This window comes from Streptomyces asoensis (assembly GCF_013085465.1).
In the GTDB taxonomy this organism is placed as follows: domain Bacteria; phylum Actinomycetota; class Actinomycetes; order Streptomycetales; family Streptomycetaceae; genus Streptomyces; species Streptomyces cacaoi_A.
In genome coordinates, this window is sequence record NZ_CP049838.1 from 9,236,016 (window position 1) to 9,253,720 (window position 17,705).

Annotated in this window: 15 protein-coding genes; 4 read left to right on the top strand and 11 right to left on the bottom strand. The window is 68.7% G+C overall.

Features of this window, described 5'->3' with window-relative positions; all coding sequences use genetic code 11:
- Window positions 1–6: 6 nt before the first annotated feature.
- Window positions 7–774: an ANTAR domain-containing protein gene (locus tag G9272_RS40995; protein ID WP_171401269.1), complete on the top strand. Its 768-nt coding sequence runs from the start codon at window positions 7–9 to the stop codon at window positions 772–774.
- Between the two features lie 231 nt (window positions 775–1,005).
- On the opposite strand, the gene G9272_RS46290 is transcribed toward G9272_RS40995, so the two are convergent.
- Window positions 1,006–1,362, bottom strand: a complete 357-nt coding sequence (locus G9272_RS46290; RefSeq protein ID WP_367398573.1) for a CAP domain-containing protein — start codon at window positions 1,360–1,362, stop codon at window positions 1,006–1,008.
- 1 nt (window position 1,363) lies between these two features.
- Here G9272_RS46290 and G9272_RS46295 point away from each other — a divergent pair, with 1 nt between their 5' ends.
- The gene (locus tag G9272_RS46295) at window positions 1,364–1,654 is read left to right on the top strand and encodes a hypothetical protein (protein ID WP_367398574.1); all 291 of its coding nucleotides are present in this window, start codon (window positions 1,364–1,366) and stop codon (window positions 1,652–1,654) included.
- A 1,229-nt stretch (window positions 1,655–2,883) separates the two neighbouring features.
- On the opposite strand, the gene G9272_RS41005 is transcribed toward G9272_RS46295, so the two are convergent.
- From G9272_RS41005 to G9272_RS41040, 8 genes are all read right to left on the bottom strand, one after another.
- Window positions 2,884–3,873: a zinc-dependent alcohol dehydrogenase family protein gene (locus G9272_RS41005; protein ID WP_171401271.1), complete on the bottom strand. Its 990-nt coding sequence runs from the start codon at window positions 3,871–3,873 to the stop codon at window positions 2,884–2,886.
- The gene (locus G9272_RS41010) at window positions 3,870–4,757 is read right to left on the bottom strand and encodes a carbohydrate ABC transporter permease (RefSeq protein ID WP_171401272.1); all 888 of its coding nucleotides are present in this window, start codon (window positions 4,755–4,757) and stop codon (window positions 3,870–3,872) included. The genes G9272_RS41005 and G9272_RS41010 overlap by 4 nt, the downstream gene beginning before the upstream one ends.
- On the bottom strand, window positions 4,754–5,716 hold the full coding sequence (locus tag G9272_RS41015; protein ID WP_171401273.1) for a carbohydrate ABC transporter permease: 963 nt from the start codon (window positions 5,714–5,716) through the stop codon (window positions 4,754–4,756). Before G9272_RS41015 ends, G9272_RS41010 begins: the two co-directional genes overlap by 4 nt.
- An 80-nt stretch (window positions 5,717–5,796) precedes the next feature.
- Window positions 5,797–7,149, bottom strand: a complete 1,353-nt coding sequence (locus tag G9272_RS41020) for an ABC transporter substrate-binding protein (protein ID WP_171401274.1) — start codon at window positions 7,147–7,149, stop codon at window positions 5,797–5,799.
- Window positions 7,150–7,230: 81 nt separating this feature from the next.
- Complete coding sequence (locus tag G9272_RS41025; protein ID WP_171401275.1) at window positions 7,231–7,992, bottom strand: DeoR/GlpR family DNA-binding transcription regulator; 762 nt, start codon at window positions 7,990–7,992, stop codon at window positions 7,231–7,233.
- 533 nt (window positions 7,993–8,525) lie between these two features.
- Window positions 8,526–9,731 carry an aldo/keto reductase gene (locus G9272_RS41030; protein WP_171401276.1) on the bottom strand — a complete coding sequence of 402 codons (1,206 nt, stop codon included), beginning with the start codon at window positions 9,729–9,731 and terminating at the stop codon, window positions 8,526–8,528.
- Window positions 9,732–9,777: 46 nt separating this feature from the next.
- On the bottom strand, window positions 9,778–10,476 hold the full coding sequence (locus G9272_RS41035) for a flavodoxin (RefSeq protein ID WP_171401277.1): 699 nt from the start codon (window positions 10,474–10,476) through the stop codon (window positions 9,778–9,780).
- Between the two features lie 68 nt (window positions 10,477–10,544).
- Window positions 10,545–11,819 (bottom strand): FAD-binding oxidoreductase, encoded by a 1,275-nt coding sequence (locus G9272_RS41040; RefSeq protein ID WP_253268093.1) that lies wholly within the window; start codon window positions 11,817–11,819, stop codon window positions 10,545–10,547.
- A 1,086-nt stretch (window positions 11,820–12,905) separates the two neighbouring features.
- On the opposite strand from G9272_RS41040, the gene G9272_RS41045 reads away from it, so the two are divergent.
- Complete coding sequence (locus G9272_RS41045) at window positions 12,906–13,517, top strand: flavin reductase family protein (RefSeq protein WP_171401278.1); 612 nt, start codon at window positions 12,906–12,908, stop codon at window positions 13,515–13,517.
- Between the two features lie 24 nt (window positions 13,518–13,541).
- Window positions 13,542–13,943: a hypothetical protein gene (locus tag G9272_RS41050; RefSeq protein WP_367398575.1), complete on the top strand. Its 402-nt coding sequence runs from the start codon at window positions 13,542–13,544 to the stop codon at window positions 13,941–13,943.
- A gap of 36 nt (window positions 13,944–13,979) precedes the next feature.
- On the opposite strand, the gene G9272_RS41055 is transcribed toward G9272_RS41050, so the two are convergent.
- Together G9272_RS41055 and G9272_RS41060 are read right to left on the bottom strand one after the other, a co-directional pair.
- A complete protein-coding gene (locus G9272_RS41055; protein ID WP_171401279.1) occupies window positions 13,980–14,954 on the bottom strand; it encodes a helix-turn-helix domain-containing protein in 975 nt (324 codons plus the stop codon).
- A 320-nt stretch (window positions 14,955–15,274) separates the two neighbouring features.
- Entirely contained in the window at window positions 15,275–17,530 is a 2,256-nt protein-coding gene (locus G9272_RS41060) for an ATP-binding protein (RefSeq protein ID WP_171401280.1), read from the bottom strand.
- Window positions 17,531–17,705: the final 175 nt, after the last annotated feature.

Sequence of the window (17,705 nt, forward strand, 5' to 3'; positions counted from 1 at the left end):
GCGGTCATGTCGGACCCAGCTCGTGGCGCGAAGGCCGGAGGCGATGCCTCCATCGGCGCGGAAGTGAGCGGTGCGCGTCCCGTTCGCCCGGGCCCCGCACCCCGGATCGGCGTCCGTCCCGACGGCGACCGTGTCGTCGTGGAGATACGGGGCGAACTCGACCTCGACTCGGCCGACCGGCTGGCACAGGCCCTGCGTGCGGCGCTCGGTGTCTCGGTGGGCGGCGTGGACCTGGAACTCGGCGGCGTCGAGTTCTGCGACTGTTCCGCACTCAACGTCCTGATCGCCCTGCACGAGCAGAGCCTGAAGCAGGGGAAGACGGTCGCCCTGCGCACGGTCGGCCCCGCGGTCGAACGGCTGCTGACCCTCACCGGCACCCGGATGCTGTTCGACGCCCCACGTTCCCACGCCCCCAGCCCCGAAGGCGCCGGGAGGGCCCGCGAGGGCGAGGCGGACGGTGGTGACGCGCACGCCGAAGCCCCGGACCGCAGCGCCCTGGAGGACCTGCGCATCGAGGTCGTCCAGCTGCGGCGCGCCATGCAGACCCGTCCGGTGATCGATCTGGCCCGCGGCATCCTCATGGCGTCCTTCGGGCTGAGCGTCGAGGAGGCCTGGCGGGTCCTGGTCCTGGCCTCCCAGAACACCAACACCAAGCTGTACCACCTCGCCCGCGACCTGGTCGCCGCGGTAATGGGCGAACCGCCAGTGGACGCCGTACAGGAGCAGGTGGCCGCGGCGGTGGCCAAGGTCAGGTCGGAGGCCGCCTCGGCGTGACCGGACGACGCCACCGAGCGGGCCGACCATGCGCCGGTCCCCTCCGTCTACCGGCTGCTGACCGCCGTCGTCCAACGGTGGCGAGCTCAAGCGGTCAGCGCAGCGCCGCCGTTCAGGAGGTCGGCGCGGACTTCTGCCCGTCCGTCACACGACAGAAGCGGGCTCTCGGTGAACCGTACGACTCTGCGCACTGCACAGGCGTATGCCGAGAGCCCGTTGCCTCTGTGTCGTCTACCGCGCAGTGGCGAAGTCCTGGGTCCAGTAGCCGCCGGGCTGTGCCAGTCCGACGCCGATTTCCTTGAACGCACAGTTGAGGATGTTCGCCTTGTGGCCGGGGCTGGACATCCAGCCCGCCATGACCTGCTCGGGTGTGGCGTAACCGTAGGCGACGTTCTCGCCGTAGGTGCTCCAGTCGTAGCCGGCACGCGTGATCCGGTCGCCGGGGGAAGACCCGTCGGACCCGGTGTGCGACATGTTCTGGTGAGCGGCCATGTCCTTGCTGTGTGCCTGTGCGGCCTTGGTCAGGACCGCGTTCAGCCTCAAGGCCGAGCAACCGACCTTGCTGCGCTCGGCGTTGACGAGTTGCACGATGCGAGCGCTGGTTCCGGACGCTGGGGCGGCGGCGTTCGAAGTGCTGGGCGGCGTCGGGGTCGCGGCGGGGGAGGGGGTGGTCTTCGGGGTGTTCGAAGGTGAGGTGGTCTTGGGCTTCGGCGTGCTGGCGCTCGGAGCGCTCGCGGAGGCGGTCGGCGTCTGCGATGCCGCCGGCCTCGGCTCGCTGTGCTCGGTGCCGCCCAAGTCGCGGCCCCGGTCGACGCGCCCGGCTCGATGCCCGGCGGCGTCGCTCCACCAATCCCCGGATCTGTTCTCCTCGGCGCTGTAGAGAGGATGTTTTCCGCTGTCCCGCCAGTCGGTACAGGCCAGTGCGACGGATGGCACACCCACGGTGCCGATGGTGACGGCAGCGATGACTATTCGCCGGTAATGATGCTTTTTACGATGCTTACCCATGTGTGACCCCACTCGGTATTCGCCGAGCGCCCCTGTCCGGTCGGCTGTGCCGGACTCGGCTCCTGAACTGCGGAGACGCCCTGCGGGTCGTCATTCTCAGGACGGCTTCCGACAGAGGGCAATGGGCCCTCGTACTACGTCGCTTCGTAGAGCTGGCCGACCCTTGCCATAGGTGTGGAGGCGTGCTGGTCCGGGTCCCGCACATGCCGAGGATTTCTGTCGCTCCGTCAGAAGCGCTCCGCCCGCAGGTGCGGGAGGGAGGTGCCGAGCGGCCGGAATGCGTCAAAGCCCGGCGTGACGCATGGGCATACCAAGTCGGACAAATCTTATTTGTCCTCTGGGTGGCATCTACTATTAGGGACGCTTAGTTCTCCTGGTCGGCGTGAGGGATGTCACGAAGTCTCGACTCTCGTTCCCGATTGGCACCCCTGCGTCGCCCGTCAGGTTGCTCAGGCGCAGGAACGCGGCGCGCTTGCTGAGCGCGGTCCCGCGGCCGTGCCCGGTGGGCGACCGCGTCGGACGTCTCGTCCAGCGTGCTGCGCAGCGACAGGCTGCTGGTGTCGTCGGCGGTGCGCGGGAGAGGCCGTGATCAGGCCTCGGCTCCCGTGCCTGGTCAGCCGCCGGGGCGGCGGCGCCTCCGGTGAGCAGCGCGAAGCGGTCCTTCAACCGGTCCACCATCTGTTCGACGCTGAGCGTCCGCAGCCGGAACGCTGTCAGCTCGATGGCCGGCGGCAGGCCGTCCAGGGCCGCGCACAGCCGGGTGACCGTGTCCCGGTCCGCGTCGGGTGATCCGGAACTCGGTCCGCATGGCGGAGGCCCGGTCCCGCGGAAGTTCGACCGGGTGATGCGAGCTGTCGCTCCGCGACTTCCGACTCGTGATCGGACGGGGTCCGCCGGTCCCGCTGTGGTCGAGTCGCCAGGAGGCTCCTGGCTCGAAGAGTGAGAGAAGGTCCAGGACGGACACCGCGACAGGGCGGCCATCCAGGGGCCGCCCTGTGTGTGGGGTCGCGGTCCTGGACCTGGTCCGGCACCCGAACGTCCCGAGAACCACCGGTTCGGAGAGCGAAGTCGACCGGGAGGTCCGGCCGTGCCGGCGAGCGGTCAGGGCAGCACGATGATCTTGCGGCCCTGACCGGCGGCGAACTGGTCCAGTGCCTGCGGGTACTCCGTCAGCGGCATCCGGTGGCTGATGAAGACCTGAGGATCGAGCACCCCCGTGGCGAACAGTTCCGCCGCACGCTCGTAGCTGTGCAGCACAGCCATGGAGCCGGTGATGGTGATCTCCTGGTTGTAGATGCGGTACGGGGAGATGGTGGCCGTCGTGGCGTAGTCGGAGACCCCGAACTGGAGGAACGTGCCGGCTTTGGCGACTCGATCGAGGCCGTCCTGGATGGCGGCGGCGTTGCCGGTCGCGTCGATCACCACGTCCCAGCCGGCCGGCCGCCCCAACTCGTCTGCCGAGAGCGCCGACTGGGAACACCCCAGCTTCTCAGCCGTCGCCAGTCGCTCCGGGTTGATGTCGACGACGTCGACCGAGGAGGCGCCGGTGCGCTTGGCCAGCTCCAGCATCATCAGGCCCATCGTCCCGCTGCCGTAGATCAGCACGTGGGCGCCGAGCCGGCTGTTGAGCACGTCGTAGCCGCGTACGGCGCAGGACAGCGGCTCGATCAGCGCCGCGTCCTGGACATCGACGTGGTCCGGCAGCCGTACGCAGTTGGCGACGGGTGCCACGGCGTACTCGGCGGCGCCACCGGCCACGGTCACGCCGATCGCCTGCCACCGGTCACAGAGGTTGTTGCGTCCGACCCGGCAGTAGCGGCACTCGTTGCAGTACAGCGAGGGGTCCACAGCGACCCGGTCGCCGATCTTGAGTTCGGTGACCTTGCTGCCGAGGCCCACGACCTCCCCGGCGAACTCGTGGCCCGGCACGACCGGCAGGGTCGGTGCGAACTCCCCCTGGAGGATGTGCAGGTCGGTGCCGCACAGTCCGCAGGCCGCCACATCGATCACGACTTCGCGCGGTCCGGGTGTGGGGTCGGGCACCGTGGTGACGGTGACCTTGCCGGGAGCTTCGATGAGGGCGGCTTTCATTTGACTGCTCCTAGGGAGAGGCCGCGGACGAGTTTGTCCTGGGCGGCGAATCCGGCGATGAGGACGGGCAGGGAGACCAGCGTGGCGGCGGCGCAGAGCCGGGCGAGGAAGAGGCCTTCGTTGGTGATGAAGCCGACGAGGAAGACGGGTGCGGTGGATGCCTGGGTGGCGGTGAGGTTGACGGCGAACATGAACTCGTTCCAGCTGAAGATGAAGCAGATCAGCGAGGTGGCGGCGAGTCCGGGCATGGCGACGGGTGCGACGACCCGCCACAGCACGGTGAGCAGGCCGGCGCCGTCGACCTCGGCGGCCTCGAGGATTTCCTTGGGGACCTCGGCGAGGAACGAGCGCATCATCCAGACCGCGATCGGGAGGTTCATGGCGGTGTAGAGGACGACCAGTGTCCAGACGTTGTCGAGCATTCCGGCGTCTTTGACGATCAGGTACACCGGCAGCAGGGCCGCGATGGCCGGGAGGAACTTCGTGGACAGGAAGAAGAACATCACGTCGGTCCACTTCTCGACCGGCTTGATGGACAGCGCGTACGCCGCCGGCACCGCCAGGGCGAGCACCAGCACCGTCGAAAGGATGCTGGCCATGGCCGAGTTGAGGAGGAAAGGCGTGATGTCCCGGCTGAACAGCAGCTTGTACTGGTCGAAGGTGACGGGGGCGAAGGGGGTGGGTGGGTTGGTCGCCGCGTCGGCTTCCTGGTGGAAGGAGGTCAGGACCATCCAGGCGACCGGTGCGAAGAACGCGAGCGTGGCGAGCCAGGCGACGAACGTCCACAGCGGCGACAGTTTCGGCGCACCGCCGTGGTCGTCCTTGCGGCGCAGGAGCTTGGTGAACCTGTTCCCGGGGGTGGCGAGGGCTGCGTGAGCGGTCATCGGGATGTCTCCTCGCGGAACAGTGACGCGATGGTGCGCAGGGCGAAGGTCGCGATGACGATCGCGCCGAGGACGACGACGACGCCGGCGGCGGCTGCCTCGCCGTATTCGTATTTGCGGAACATGGTCAGGTAGATCTCGTAGGGCAGGTTGGTGGTCTGGGAGCCGGGGCCGCCCTGGGTGATGGTGTAGACGGCGTCGAAGGTCTGCACGACGTAGATCGTGCCGAGCAGAACACCGAGTTCGATGTACTGGCGCAGGTGCGGCAGGGTGATGTGGCGGAACGTCGCCAGGGCGGAGGCGCCGTCCATGCGGGCTGCTTCCAGGACGTCGCCGGGCTGTGCCTGGAGGCCGGCCAGGAGGATCAGCATCATGAACGGGGTCCACTGCCAGACCAGCGAGACGACGACGGCGGGCATGGGGTAGGAGGAGATCCAGTCGATGGTGGGCCCGTTGTCGGCGCCGAAGAGCCGGTAGACGGCGTTGAGGGTGCCGTTGAGGAGTCCGTAGTCGGGGTTGTAGATGGCGTGTTTCCACAGCAGTGCCGCGGCGACCGGCATGACCAGGAACGGGGCGATGAGCAGGGTGCGGGCCAGGCCCCGGCCGGCGAAGCGGCGGTCGAGGAGCATCGCCAGACCGAGTCCGAGGACCACGCTGATGACCACCACCGACGCGGTGAGCACAATCGTGTTGAGGACCGCGGTGCGCAGGCGTTCGTCGGTGAAGACGAACGTGAAGTTGGACAGGCCGACGAAGTGCTTCTCGCCCGGCTTGAGGATGTTCCACTGGAAGGTGGAGATGACGATCGTGGCCACGAACGGCAGCTGCGTGACGACGATCGTGAAGACCAGTGCCGGCAGCAGGGGGATGCGGCGCTTCCATTTGGTGATGCCGGTGGACGTGCGCGCGCGGCTGGGCGGTGGTGGGGCGGTTTTGGGGGGTGCGGTGAGCGTGGTCATGAAGGGTTTCCTCTGCCGGTGAGGGCCGGGGTGGGGGAAGCGGCGCCCGGCCGGCGGGAGCACCGGCCGGGCACGGGAGGTCACTTCTGGTAGGTCTTGGCGACGTCCTCGGCGAGTTTCTGGCCGTCGTCGAGGGCCTTGTCGACGGATGTCTTGCCGGCGATGGCGGCGGAGATCTCCTGGGTGACCTTGGTGCCCAGGTCCTGGAACTCGGGGATGGCCACGTACTGGATGCCGACGGTCGGGCGGGGCTGGACGCCGGGGTTGGCGGGGTCGGCTGCCTCGATGGACTTCAGGGTGATGTCACCGAAGGAGGCGGCGGCCTTCCGGTATTCGGGGATCGTGTAGGTGCTGGCGCGCTTGCCTGCCGGGACACGCGACCAGCCGAGCTTGGCGCCGACCAGGTTCTCGTACTTCTTGCTGGAGGCCCACAGCATGAACTGCGAGGCCGCGTCGGCGTTCTTCGTGGTCTTGGGCATCGCCCACGCCCAGGCCCACAGCCAGCCGCTGCTCTTGGTGGCGACGGTCGGCGCGTAGGCGTAGCCGACATGACCGGCGATCTTGCTGGAGGCGGGGTCCTCCAGCGAGCCGGCGGCGCTGGTCGCGTCGTACCACATCGCGGCCTTCTTCTGGCTCAGCGCGTTCAGGCACTCGGTGAACCCGGCCTGCGGAGCGCCCGCCTCACCGTGCTTCCTGACCAGATCGACGTAGAAGTTGGTGGCCTTCTTGAAGGCGGGGCTGTTGACCTGGGCCTTCCAGTCCTTGGTGAACCAGGTCCCGCCGAACGTGTTGACCACACTCGTCAGCGGTGCGCCGAGTTCGCCCCAGCCGGCCAGACCGCGCAGGCAGATGCCCTTCATGCCGGGCTCGGCGCCGTCGACCTTGGCCGCGATGTCGGCGATCTGCTGCCAGGTCGGGTGCTCGGGCACCGTGATGCCCTTCGCGCTCATGACGTCCTTGTTGTACATGAGCATCGAGGACTCGCCGTAGAACGGCATCGCGTAGAGCTTGCCGTCGGATCCGGACAGCGACTGCACCATCGGCTTGAGCAGGTCGGCCTTGTCGAAGCCGGTGTCCTTGTCGGCGTAGGAGCCGAGCTCGTGCAGCCAGCCGTTCTTCTCCCAGATGGGTACCTCGTAGGCGCCGATGGTGGCGACGTCGTACTGGCCGGCCTGGGTGGCGATGTCCTGGGTGACCTTGTCGCGCAGCTCGTTCTCGGGCAGCACCGTGAAGTTGACCTTGATGCCGGTGTCCTTGGTGAACGTGCTCTTGGTCAGCTTCGCGATGTCCTCCATCTGCGGGTTGCCGACCATCAGCACGTTGATGCTCTTACCGCCGCCCGAAGACCCCCCGGCTCCCGCTCCGGAACAGGCGGTGGCGAGCAGGGCGGTGGCGGCGGCGCCGGCAATGAGGACATATCTGGTGGAACGCATGACTGACTCCAGGGAGTGTGCGAGGGCATGGGAAACCAGGACCCCGGCCTTACGGGGTGGGATGGGGCGATGAACTGCGGCTCAGGCCTGGATGACCTGGGGACCCAGCAGTGCGTAACGGTGGGCCTCGGAAGTGGGCAGTCCCGTGTCGGTGACGATGGCCTCGAAATCCATGACCTTCGCGAACCGGCAGAAGCTCACGGCACCGAATTTCGTGTGGACGCCGGAGAACACCCGGCGTTTGGCGACCCGCATGACCTCGGCCTTCACCTCGCTGACCGCGGGGTCGGGGGTGGTGAGGCCGTACTCACGGGATATGCCGTTCGCGCCGACGTACGCCAGGTCGATGACGAAGCCGGACAGCATGCGGGTCGCCCAGTGGTCGACCGTGGCCAGCGTCCCACCGCGCACCCGGCCGCCGAGCAGCAGCACGGCGATGTTCTCGGCGGAAGCCAGGGCACCCGCTGTGGACAGCGAGGAGGTGACCACGGTCAGTGGCCGGTCGCGGGGGAGGGCGGCGGCGATGAGCTGCGGGGTGTAGCCCTCGTCGATGTAGACGGTCTCGGCGTCTCCGAGCAGTCCGGCCGCGGCGGCCGCGATCCGGGACTTCTCGGGAACGTGCATGGTGGTACGGAAGGCGAGCGTGGTTTCGAAGCCCGCACTTTCCACGGGATGGGCACCGCCATGGGTACGCCGGACCAGCCCGTGCTCCTCCAGTAGCTTCAGATCTCGCCTCACGGTCTCCTTGGAGACCCCCAGTTCAGCGGCGAGCTTTCCGACATCCACGGATCCGGTACGGCGTGCCGTTTCGAGGATTCCACGTCTGCGCTCATCGGCGTCCACGGCGACACCTCCGTTTCACGGCTCCGCATGCTCTGCCAGCCGGCGTCGGCTGTTTCCGGAGCCCTGCCCGTTCGGGCTCCTGAGGCAATTTCTACAAGGCGGCCGCTCGGCTGACCAGGTTCCTCGCACAGCACTTCATGACCGAATGTGCCCGTTTCTCGAAGGCTGGAGACCCTGGACGATGCGGCTGAAGGGGTGCGGGCGAAGGGGTCCGCTGCCCGTTCTTCTGCCGGGCGTGCCCGTGTTCCGCCCGTTTCCCAGCCGGATCCGGACGCCGGACCGGGATCCGGTACGGCGTTCCAGCCACCTGCGGACGATGCCCTCCAGCCGGTACAGGCGAAGCCTCCAGGACGGCCGTCCTGGAGGCTTCCTATGCGTGGTTCAGTGTTGGACAGGCCTCGTCGTGCGGCGGAGGTGTTTGCGCGGGACTCCCAGCCGCTTGAGTATCGGGCGAGTACCGTTCCCGGCAGCAACTTCCCGTCTGTGTAGGGGAGTTCGGCCGGTGGCGGGACGTGACGGGCCCGCGTGATCGGTCAGCGGGGCGGTGCTTCGACGCCCGTCATCGCGAGGGCCGCCGGCGGAAGCCGGTCACCGTGGATGGTGATGCGTGCGACGTCGGCGTTCAGCTCCTGGAGTTCGTCGGGGCTGAACCTGACTTCTTCGGCGCCGATGTTCTCCAGGAGGTGGGACAGCCTGGTGGTGCTGGGTATCGGGACGATCCACGGCTTCTGGGCCAGCAGCCAGGCTAGGTCGATCTGGGCAGGCGTGGCGCCCTTGCGTACGGCCCAGTCCTGGAGCAGCTGCACCAGTGGCATGTTGGCGGCCAGGTTGTCCCGGCTGTTGCGGGGGAACGCGGTCCGGCGGTCTCCCTCCGTGAACCGGAAGTACGGACTCATCGTGCCGGTGGTGAAGCCCATGCCCAGCGGTGCCCAGCACACGAAGCCGATGCCGAGTTGCTCGCAGAGCGGCAGGACGTTCTCCTCGGGGCCGCGCCACAGCGTGGAGTACTCGTTCTGGATCGCGGTGAGCGGCTGGACGGCGTGGGCACGGCGGATGGTCTGGAGCCCCGGCTCGGACAGGCCCCAGTGCAGCACCTTGCCCTGGGCCATGAGGTCCTTGACCGTGTCCGCGACATCCTCGATCGGGACGGTGGGGTCGACGCGGTGCTGGTAGAGCAGGTCGATGTGGTCGGTCCTGAGGCGCTTCAGCATGCCGTCGACGGCCCGGCGGATGTGGTCCGGACGGCTGTTCAGGCCGATCCGGGCCCCCGTGTCCGGGTCGATGTCCCAGCCGAACTTGGACGCGATCACCACGTCGTCGCGGACGGGCCGCAGAGCGTCCCCGACGATCCGCTCCGACTCGAACGGCCCGTAGGCCTCTGCCGTGTCGAAGAGCGTCACGCCCTGATCGACGGCGGTCCGGATGAGGGCGACCATGTCCTTGCGGCTGGTGACCGGGCCGTACAGATCGCCCGGCATGGTCTGGGTGCCGAGGCCGATGCTGGAGACCTTCAAAGATCCGAGCCTGCGGCGACCGGTCTGTGTGATGGCCGCGGTCACCGGGTTACGACGGACGGCGGGGCCCTGGGCGACCGTGGTGGACGGTGCCGCTTGCGCCTGTGCCAGGGTGGCCGGCGCGGCCACCACGGAGGCGGCCGCCAGACCGGCCGCGCCCATCAGGAAGCCGCGACGGCCGCGGTCGGTCGAGGTGCCGTTCGGCGTGCTGTCGTGTTCGTGCATCGGTTACATCCCTCATGGTCGTCGGTTGGGAGCACCCTCGGTGCCGTCATGAAACGCCGAGGCTGTCGAGCCAATTGCCCACTTCTGCCTCGGCGTCGTCCATGTCGTCTCGCGAGATGGTGAACGCATTACTTATCACGGTGGAATCGGTAAGCGTTTTGGTGATGATTTCAACAGTTCCCGACAGGCGGCTTCCGCCGTGGGTGCTGAACAGAATCACGTTCTTTTTGCTGAAATCGTGCTGCTCAAGGAATGTGTACATCGGCATCGGCAGGTCGTACCACCAGATCGGATAGCCGATGAAAACGGTGTCATATTCTTCGAGGTTCGGGATCTGGGCTTTCAGTTTTGGCCTTTCATTGCCCTCCTGTAGTTCGAGTGCGAAATCTGACAGCTTTTCGTGATCGAGAGGAAGTGATTCCGCTGTTTCGATGCGGAACACCTCGGCGCCAGTGCGCTTCTCAATGATCCGAGCGACGTGCTGGGTGTTTCCGAGAACCTTGCCGTCAACGATGTGAACGCTGTTCTCCTCGTTGTCGGTCATGTTGGCCGGGTCATCGGTTTCCGGCACCGAAAAATAAGCGATGAGAGTACGTGAGTCATCCAGCGGAGGGACAGTCTCCGAGGATTCTGAGCCGGTGATCGCTTCGCCTGCCCCTCCTATTATCGAGCAGCCTGTGGCGCTGCCTCCCGCCAATGCGGCGGTGGCCAGCGCGAGAAATTTTCGGCGTGTGGTGCTTGTCATCTCAGTAGACTCCGTGGCGTCGGCGATGTCGATTTTTCCGGGACCGCGTGGAACTTTGGTCGCACCATCTACATGGTGAGGCGCTCTTGGTGTATTCGCCGTGCGGAAACTCCTATGCGCCGCAGCAGACGCTGGTTTGCCAACACGGCGGGATTCGGCCCCACGATGAAGAAAGCACCCTTTGCGATTGCCTCCGTGGACAGTGTGCTCACAATATCTTCGCGGCGGAACCGACCCACGCTGATGGTGACCTTCAAACGGTTTCCGGACGTCGCCTGGTATTCCTCCAGCACATCACGGTAATAGGCGTCTTCTGGGCTGCGCACGGCCCACAACAGATGAATCCTCCGCGTGGTGTGGTGGGCTGCTGCCAGGCTGAGCAGCGGCGCCACACCCGCACCCATCCCCACGAAGACCAGCGGAGCTTCACGCTCCCGACCCTGGATGATCGATTCGAAGCGGCCGAACGGCCCTTCCAGACGGACTCGGGTTCCCACTTCGACATCGTCGAGACGGCGAGTGAAGTTTCCGTGCTGCCGTATCGTGAAGGTCAGGGTTTTCCGGTCGTCGTCGGTGACCGAGAAGGGGTGCCATTCCCTGCTCACCGAAGAAGACCCCTCGAAGCTGAGGAAGAAGAAGTCGCCCGGCCGCAAGGTCGCCGCTTTGCTGTCGAGGCCCACCGACACCCTCCGGGTTGCTGCACCGCGCGCGTCGTTGCTTGTGACGGTCCCCATCAGAAAGGTGTCGGGTGCGATCCATTTCTTCCAGACATAGATGCCGAGCGTCATCACCGTGTACAGGTCGAAAAGCGCCATGAACGCAAAGTACTGATTGACTCGCACGAGTAGGTGGGCGTGCAGCCAGATCATCGCCACGATCACCAGGTTGAGTCGATGAATCCATACGGAGAGCTGGTGGCGGAAGACAGTCTCCAGAAGCCCTTTCACCGTCAGCAGAAATCTCGACCTGTCGACGAACCACCCGCTCATGAAGAATGCCGAGAAGCACAGCACTACGAGTGTCCCGTAGAAACTCCAATCCCCCATGGTGCGCGCCAGACGGCTCGGTGAGTAGGAGTAGTCACGGTGCAGATAGGCCGCGCCGACTGCCAGTAGGCCGAGTACCCCGTGCAGGCCGTAAATGGACGGCAGTCCCACGAAACGGTGCAGCCAGGACGGCCGCACGCTGAGCGCGATGGACAACAGCCACCAGGTATATGCAATCAGGCCGAGGAAGATATAGAACTTCAGGAGTGGGGGCTCATCGGCCAAGGAATCGTAGGTGAGCACCAGCGGGAGTGGAAAAGCAACCGGGAGGCTCCAGAACAGCAGCTTGCGTAGCATCGCTAGAATCCCACCCGGGCTGTCCGGTCCGGCCCGCTCGTCCGGCCCGTGTCCCGCACATTTTGTAGGTTGACATGGATGAGTGCCGCCATGGTCAGGACAGCAACAGTGATCAAGGTGATCACTTTGCGTTTCGGGTTCACGCGTAGGGCCTTTTGGTCTGTGGGGGTTCATTCGCGCAGGGCACGGGGTGTATGTGACGCCGAGTACCTCCGCCGCGCGGTGCGAGCGCAGCGCGCCCGTGGGCAGGGGGCCATGGCCCCCTGCCGAAGCACCCGGTGAACGAGGTGCGGGTGGGGCATGGCATCGGCTCGGCCGCAGGCCGACTCAGCAGCGGAACAACTGAAGTGCTGCGAGTGAGTGGGTGGCCGGGGATCTCGACGCGAGGTGTGATGCGTCGAGGCCGCCTGGAGACAGTGCGACGCGGTCGTCCCCCCAAGCACCGCCGGCAGAGGGCCCCGAGTCGAGTTCCACGGCATGGCGGCGGTCACGGCCCGCAGGCCAGGAGGTCAGGTCCACGATCGGCCGGACGTCCCCGCAGGGGGCGTACTCGTCGGCGCGTTCGGTGACGACCACATCCGTGGACCGATCCAGGGACGCAGGGGCGGAGCCGTAGGCGGCGTGCGCAGACACGCCGGGCACCAGCACACCGATGAACTGTAGGGCTACGAGGAGAGCGGCCAGAGCGAGCACGAACCGGGGTGTCCTGTCTCGCGGCATGCTCCTCCTTCCGGCCGGGCTCAGCACTGGGCACCCACCTTTCAGGAAGGGCTTGCCCCACGCCAGGCCGTGCTGTGCCAGGGAGCGCTGATCAGGGTATTGACAGGGCTCCCAACATCCCGCAAAGCCAGATCACTTGTCTGCTATGGAACTGCCGTCCGCGTCGAAGAGGACCCCCACCGGTCAGGAGAAGAAGGTGGGAATGCGCGGAACGCGTACGGCACCTCAAGGGCGCCGCCCTCGTCGTCGATGAGCTGGATGTCGAGCGCGGCTTCCGACACTCGGGACCTTCCTCGGCCTTCGCGGCTGCGCCATGCCGCTGACCTGGCGATATGGGCTGCGGCTCGCCGCGGGATACTGATCGACATGCGCATCGACTTCGATCCCCGGGCCATGGACGTCAGCGAGTTCTACCGGCTGCTGACCGCAGTGGTGGTGCCCAGGCCGATCGCCTGGGTCTCCACGGTCTCGGCAGTAGCCCCCTTCAGTGCGAACCTTGCACCGCACTCCTTCTTCACCGTCGCCTGTACCGACCCGCCGATCGTCCAGTTCACCTCCGTCGGACGCAAGGACTCGCTGCGCAACGTCGAGGCCACCGGCGAGTTCGTGGTCAACTTCGCGTCCGAGCCGCTCTTCGACCAGATCAACGCCACCGGCACCGACTTTCCCGCGCACGAGGGCGAGTTCGACGCGGTGGGCATCGAGCGGGAGCCCTCGCTGCGGGTGAAGCCGCCCCGTGTGGCCGCCTCCCCGGTGGCTCTGGAGTGCCGACTGCACTCCACGCTCCGCATCGGCAACTCCACGCTGGTCCTCGGCGAGGTCGTGCACGCCGCCGTGCGCGAGGACGTCGTCGTCGACGGCCACCCCGACATCCGGCTTCTGCGGCCCCTGGCCCGGCTGGGCCGCAACGAGTGGGGCACCGTCGGAGAGATCCACGACCGGGCCCGTATCGCCTACCGCGACTGGCCGCCCTCCTGACCCGTCCGCTCCTATGATCGAAGCATGACCAGATCCAGCACGAGATCCGGGACGAGGGCCGCGACACGGGCCGTGACCGAGGGTGCCGGGGCCGAAGGTTCCTGGCGTTCGCTGTGGTCGAAGAACTCGGCGCTGTCGATCGGCTCCGTCGACTCGTTCCTCTCCATCGGCTCCGTGGGCAGCTCCCTGTCCATCGCCTCGGTCGGCAGTTTCCTGTCCGTGGGGTCGGTGGGCTCCGCCGTGTCCTTCGTCTCCGCGGGCTCCTGGCTGAGCGCGGGGTCGGTGCTGTCCGCCCACTCGACCGGCTCGGTACTGTCCTGGCGCTCCCGAGGCGGCCTGTGCGCCGTAGGCACGGCCGCGGCCACGGTCGCCGGGACGGCGCTGCTGTACACGTGGGCGTCCGGCCGAAGCCGTACCCCGAGGTGACGTGAGCCGTTCCTGATCGCGCACGAGGCCGGCCGGTCAGCCGGTCGGGAGCAGCTCCTCCCGCGCCCCGCGCCACTCCCGTGGGGAGCGCCCGTAGGCCGCGCGGAAGACCCGGCTGAAGTGGGCCGGGTTGGCGAAACCCCAGCGCTGGGCGACCGCCGACACCGTGGGAGCCGTCGTGTCGGGCCGGTGCAGCTCCCGGGCGCACCGCTCCAGACGGCGCCGCTGGATCAGCCGCGCGACCGTGATGCCCTCGCCCTCGAACAGCCGGTGCAGATAGCGCACGGAGATGTGGTGCGCGGCCGCGACGGACTGCGGGGAGAGGCCCGGATCGCCGAGGTTGCGGTCGATGTGGTCGCGGACGCGCAGGACGAGGTGGTCTCCCGGGTTCGCGTCCGGCGGCGCGTCGTCCTGGGTCCGCTCCTGCACCAGGGTGGCGAAGAGGTCCACGACACCCGTGGCCAGCCTGGTGGCGACTGCCGGGGCGCAGGGCGGGACGGAGGCGGTCAGTGTGGTCAGGAAGTTCACCAGCAGGGCGCCGAAGCCCGCCGTCCCGGCGATCGCGGTCCCGGTCACCCGGCGCAGGCCCTCCTCCGGCAGGCCGAGCGCCCGCCGCGGCAGGTGGACGACACGCGCGACGAAGCGCCCCGGGAAGTCCAGGGAGTACGGCCGCCCCGTGTCGTAGACCATGAGGTCGCCCTCGCCCACGAAGGCACGCCGGCCGTCCTGGACCAGGGTCGCCGTACCCGCCGTCTGGACGCCGACCGCCACGCACGCGACGGCCGGGACCGCGTCGGTGAGGTGCGCCGCTGTGCGGCTCAGGCGCTGCGCGTCGGCCTCGATCGTGGCGATACGCAGGTATCCCAGCCGCTCGGTGGAGACCCGGCCCTCGAACGGGCCGTCCTGCCGTGCGGTGACGGCCATCGGCACCAGTGCTCTGCCCAGCGCGTCCCGCCAGTGGGCGAGCCTCTCCCCGTCGGGAACCGAATCAGTCGTCAGCACCAGGGCCACCTGGCTCTCCTCTCCACCCGTGCGAAACCGGCGGGGAACGGGCGGACGGCGGCCCGTTCTCCCCGCCTTGACCAGCCAACCAGCGGTCCTCGGCGGGCTCCAGGCAGGAAGCAGGCAGAAACGCGGACCGCGCCGGTACGGTCGTCCACCGTGCGCTGAGAGAACAGCGCCGTGCGCTCCGGGACAAGACACGGGGGAGTCCGCGGGAGCAGGATGGGCGGCACGGCGAGGGGCCTCGCCCGTCGACGGCGCGCGCCGCCCCCGCCCCTGTCCCCGTGTCGCGGCGGACCGGGGACGGGGCGCGGGGTCAGGGCGCGGGGTCAGGGCGCGTCGAGACGGGCGAGGACGCCGCGGGCCTCGTCGACGGGTCGTGGGTCGGCATGGACACCGAGGGAGACACAGCGCGCGAAGGCCGCACGTGCCTCCGCCGGACGTCCGGCGGACAGCAGCGCGTTACCGAGGTGGACCAGCTGACGGCTCTCCAGGGCGGTGTTGCCGCTGGCCCGGCAGATCGCGACGGCGGTGGTCAGGTGGTCCACCGCCTCCGTCCAGCGCTCCAGCACACCGAAGCTGCTGCCCAGGCCCGCGTGCAGCCCGATCCGGGTGACGTCGGCGATGTGCGGTTCCAGCCGGTCGCTGACCTGCTCCAGCAAGGCGAGCGTGTCCCGGTAGAACGCGTGTGCCTCCTCGGTCAGACCCAGTTTCGCCAGGACGATGGCCCGCCCGTGCCGGGCCTGGAGGCCGCCGTGCAGGTCACCGACGGTTTCGAACAGGTGGGCGGCGCGCTGCATGTGGTCGGCGGCGGGACCGAGGTCGGTGATCTGCTGAAGCGCCCAGCCCTGGTACATGTGGGCCCAGGCCTGCTGGCCCGCGTCGCCCGCCCGTTCCGCTGCGGCGAGGGCCTCGGCGGAGCGCAGCAGACTGTCCTGGTGGCGGCGCTCGCACACGAGGAGCGCCCAGGCGTGGTAGTTGAGCTGGGTGGCTTCCAGGGCCGGATCGCCCAGGGCCCGCGCGCAGCGGGCGGCCGTGCCGAAGACCTCGGGCCAGTGGCCCCAGAAGATCCACTGGTCGGAGAACCAGTGCAGCGACTCGGCCACCTCCACCACGGTCGCGTGCTCACCGGCGGCCTCGGCCGCGCGCAGAGCGGCCAGCCAGTTGTCGCCCTCCGCCTGAAGCCATGCGCGGGCCAGGCCCGCGGTCGACAGGTCCACCGTTCCCCTCCAGGTGGACGGCGGAGCACCGTGGCCCGGCTCGAACCAGCGGCCCGCGACGACCGCGGTGTCCAGCAGCCAGCGGAAGAGTTCCGCGCGGGCCCGGTCCACGTCCCGCGCGCTCTCCTCGGCCTCCAGCCGGGTGCGGGCGTACAGCCGCAGCAGGTCGTGCAGGCGGTAGCGGTCCCCGTCCGTTCCCAGCAGCCCGGTCTCGACCAGTTCCTCCAGGGTGTCCTCGGCGTCGAACACCGGCTGACCCGTGAGCCGGGCGGCGCCGGGTGCCGCCGTGTCCTGGCCGGGGACCAGGGCGAGACGCCGGAACAGCCGGGCGGCCGCGGGAGTCAGCTGGCGGTAGGACAGGTCGAAGGCGGCGGCCACCCGTACGTCCCCGGCGGCCAGTGCGTCCAGCCGCCGCTCCTCGACCGCGAGGCGGTCCGCGAGCCGGCGAACGCTCCAACCGGTGCGGGTGGCAAGCCAGTTGCCCGCCACCCGCAGGGCGAGCGGCAGGTGTCCGCAGCGCTCGGCGACCGCACGGAGGGCGGCCGGATCGGCAGCGGCCCGATCGGCTCCGACGAGGGAGGTCAGAAGCTCGGCGGCCGCGACGGGGTCCAGTTCACCGAGCGGCAGCCGGTGCACACTGTCGAGCCCGGTCAGCATGCGACGGCTCGTCACCACCACCATGCCCGCTCCCGCGGCCGGGAGCAGCGGACGCACCTGAGCCTCGTCGCGTGCGTTGTCCAGCACCAGCAGACAGCGCCGCTCCGCCAACAGCTGCCGATACAGCTCCGGGTGACCCTGCGGCCCGGCCTGGGCGAGATCCCGGTCGGCCACCTGAAGGGCCTTCAGCACCCGCAGCACCAGTTCGGCGGGACCGGGCGGATCGTCGTCCGTGCCGCGCAGGTCCAGCACCAACTGCCCGTGCGGAAACCGCTCGGCGAGACCGCGGGCCGCGTGCAGCGCCAGCGTCGTCTTGCCCGTGCCCGGCGGCCCGGACACCGCCACCACCACCGGCTGGGCGACGGCCTCGCGCTCCGCGAGCGCCGCCAGCCGCGCCAGCTCCCCCTCCCGGCCGACGAAGTCGTCGACGCCGCGCGGGAACGCCCGCACCCCCACCGGGCGGTAGCCTCCGTCACGCCCGGCCCGCGCGGCCGTGAGCAGCCGCTCCCGTGGCGCCTCGGCCAGGCCCAGACCGTCCGCGAGCGCGGCGACCGTCCGCCGCTGCGGAGCCGCCCGCCGCCCGCGCTCCAGGTCCCCGATGCCCCGCACGCTCACACCCGACGCCTCCGCCAGGCCCTCGATGGTCTGCGACGCGGCCAGCCGAAACTCCCGCAGCAGCGCCCCGAACGCCGCCTGCTCCCCGCTCAACCCCGCCCCTTCGCACCGACACGCCCCCGCCGTCGCCCCCGGGCATGATCATCGGAATTCTAGAAGAGCCGGAACGCCCGGGCCCGCGCCGACCGGCATACGGACGGGGCCCTCCCGTGGTCGCGTACGGCGTCCTCCCGTCGACGCGGACGGCGTTGTCAGTGGTCGCCGGTAA